3 protein-coding genes are annotated in these 2,926 nt (G+C 71.6%); all 3 read left to right on the top strand.

Going from position 1 to position 2,926, the window contains the following annotated elements; all coding sequences use genetic code 11:
* On the top strand, positions 1 to 405 hold a 405-nt coding region (locus tag K2X24_RS16365; RefSeq protein WP_292499409.1), incomplete at its 5' end, for a flagellar basal body rod C-terminal domain-containing protein.
* 39 nt (positions 406 to 444) lie between these two features.
* The gene (locus K2X24_RS16360) at positions 445 to 2,232 is read left to right on the top strand and encodes a hypothetical protein (protein WP_292499408.1); all 1,788 of its coding nucleotides are present in this window, start codon (positions 445 to 447) and stop codon (positions 2,230 to 2,232) included.
* A 205-nt stretch (positions 2,233 to 2,437) separates the two neighbouring features.
* Positions 2,438 to 2,752, top strand: a complete 315-nt coding sequence (locus K2X24_RS16355) for a hypothetical protein (RefSeq protein WP_292499407.1) — start codon at positions 2,438 to 2,440, stop codon at positions 2,750 to 2,752.
* The last annotated feature ends 174 nt before the right edge of the window (positions 2,753 to 2,926 follow it).

Genomic DNA, 2,926 nt, shown 5'->3' with positions numbered 1-2,926 from the left:
CCGGCGCTCGTCGGAAACACCGCCAACCTCGTCGATACCTCGGGGAAGACGCTCGCCTCCGACCCGACCCGGCCGCAGTTCCTCTACACGGCGCTGACCGGGGACAACCGGACCTTCGGGGCGGCGAGCGGGATCGGGGGCGTGAACGCGCCCTACAGTTCCAGCGTTCAGACTTTCGCCCAGCGCATCATCGACGCGCAGGGTGCCGGTGCCGCCACCGCCCAGAGCCTCGACGAGGGCCAGGGCATCGCCCTGGCGACGGCCCAGTCGCGCGTCGCCTCCACCTCCGGCGTGAGCATCGACGAGGAGATGTCGAAGCTCGTGCAGCTCCAGACCGCCTACAGCGCCAATGCGCGGGTGCTCACCGCCGCCCGCGACCTCCTCGACACCCTGCTGCGGATCTAAGGTGCCGCCCGCCATGCGCCCACACCCTGCGAGGTCCCGATGAGCATCGCGCCCTTCAACGCCAGTACCTACGTGGGCGACCGCAACACCGCCAATCTGGTCGGGTTGAAGGGGCGCCTGGATACGCTGACGAACCAGCTCGCCAGCGGCAAGACGGCCACGACCTATGGCGGCCTCGGCGTCGGGCGGACCACCAGCCTCAGCGCGCACGCGGCCCTCTCCGCCCTGGACGGCTACGACGCCGCCATCACGGGGGCGACCACCCGCGTCGCCCTCGCCAACTCCAGCGTGACGCAGGTCAACACCCTCGGTGCCACGCTTCAGCGCTCTCTCACCGCCAGCAACGCGTCCACCGCCACCGACACGTCCAAGATCGCGCGCGACAGCCTGGATGCCGCCATCGATGCCCTGAACGTCGATCTCGGCGGACAGTATATCTTCGGCGGCCGCGCCACCGATTCCCCGCCGGTGGCCGCCACGGACGCGATCCTGAACGGAGAGCCCGCCGCAGGCCGCGACGGTTTGAAGACCCTGATCGCCGAGCAGAAGGCGGCCGATCTCGGCGTGAACGCCAACGGGCGCATCGGCGCGAGCGCCGCCGGCGCGGTGGTAACCCTCAGCGAGGAGGGCGCCGGCGTGGCCGGCACCGAGGCGCGCGCGAATTTCGGGTTCCGGCTCCTCTCGGCCACCAGCTCCAACACCGCCGGGATCACCGCCGGCACGACGACCAAAGCCACCAGCCCCGACGTGACCTTCACGATGGCGGCCGCACCCGCCGGGGGTGACCGCATCCGGGTCGCCGTCAACCAGCCGGACGGCAGCCAGAGCTTCGTCGACCTGACCGCCCGGGCCTCCGCGGCGACGGGGGATGCCGACGCGATGCCGGTCTTCGCGACCGCCGCCGAAGCGCAGACCTACCTGAACGACCGCTTCGAGGGCGTCCCCGTCGCCAGCATCCAGGGGCCGGCCGCCCTCGACCTTCAGGCGAATTTCGGCACTGGGACACCGGCCTCGCTGACCCTCGGCATCACCGGTACGCCGAAGGCCGGCGACACCGTGACGATCAACCTGGCCCTGCGCGACGGCACGACCCAGAGCCTCACCCTGACAGCCCGCGCGAGCGCGGACGCGACCTCGACCACCGATTTCGCCCTCACCGGCGATATCGCCGCGAACCTGTCGAACGCCGTCAACAATGCCCTGAAGGCTGCCGCCACGACGACCCTGAGCGCGAGTTCGGCCTCCCGCGCCACGCAGGACTTCTTCGCGGGCTCGGCCTCGCCCGGGCTCGCCCCGCGCCGGGTCGAGGGCGACGGCTATGCCGGGCAGGCCAGCGACACGACGGTGATCTGGTACACCGGCGACGACACGGCCGCCGATCCGCGCGCCACCGCCACGGCGCAGGTCAGCGCCACCCGGGTGCTCAACATCGGCGTACAGGCCAACGAGGCGCCGATCCGCGCCGTCCTGTCGGGGCTCGCGATGGTCGCCGCGGAATCCAGCGCCGGCGGCGCGGCCGGAACGCCGGGGGCCCAGCACGTCAACGCGCTCGCCGACCGTGCCCGAAACCTCCTCGTGTCCGACACGGCCAAGGACGGCGTGCCCGGCATCGCGGCCGATCTCGGCCTCGCGTCGAGCACGCTTGCCAACACCAAGGCGTCGAACCGGGAGAGCCGCACCGCGCTGGAAGGCTCCCTCGACGGGGTCGATACGGTCTCTGCGGAGTCCGTCACCGCGCAGCTTCTGCAACTGCAGACGCAACTCCAGGCGAGCTACCAGGTGACCTCCATGCTGTCGAAGCTGACCCTGGTGAACTATCTCGGTTGACACCGGATCTTGATGAGCCCGACTCATCGAGGTCCGCCCGCGCGACGGCGCGACGGCGCGGCGGCGGTCGTCCGCCGGACCTCAGTGAGGCTGACTTATGGGTCAGGCTCACCGAGACTCGCTTTAAGCCCGCATCCGGGTGGCTTTGCGCGCCGCGCGAGATGGCCTAACCCTGGGGCGACACCATCCCCGGGGAGCCCGCACCATGAACCCTGCGATCCGTGCCGGCTTGATCTGCGCCGTGCTCTTCGGTGCCGGGCCCGCCCGCGCCGCGGAGCGACCGGTGCCGCAGCCGCAGCGGGAAGCGATGCTGCCCTGTCCGAGGCTGGGACCCGGCTTCGTGCGGACTCCGGGTTCGGCGACCTGCGTGCGGGTCAGTGGCCGTGCGGTGGCCGGGGTCGATCTCGGCACGCAGCATTCCGGCCCCGTCACGGCGGGCCAGCTCTCCATCGACACCCGCAGCGAATCGGATCTCGGCCCCGTGCGCGCCTTCGTGCGCATGGGACACGGCCGACCCTGAGCGGACGAAGCTGCGGCCGCCACCGTCGCGGAATTCGCGCGGGGCGCGCCGCCGCTCAAAGGTTGCGGGACAGGACCAGGGGCTGGCTGCGGGCGACGCCGCTGCGGCCATAGGGGGAGGGGCCTTGCGAGGGCCGGCCGTAGACCGTCGGCGTCCGCGCGCGGTTCATTTCGT

Source organism: Methylobacterium sp., assembly GCF_019750675.1.
GTDB lineage: Bacteria > Pseudomonadota > Alphaproteobacteria > Rhizobiales > Beijerinckiaceae > Methylobacterium.
This window is presented reverse-complemented; position numbering and strand designations above follow the sequence as displayed.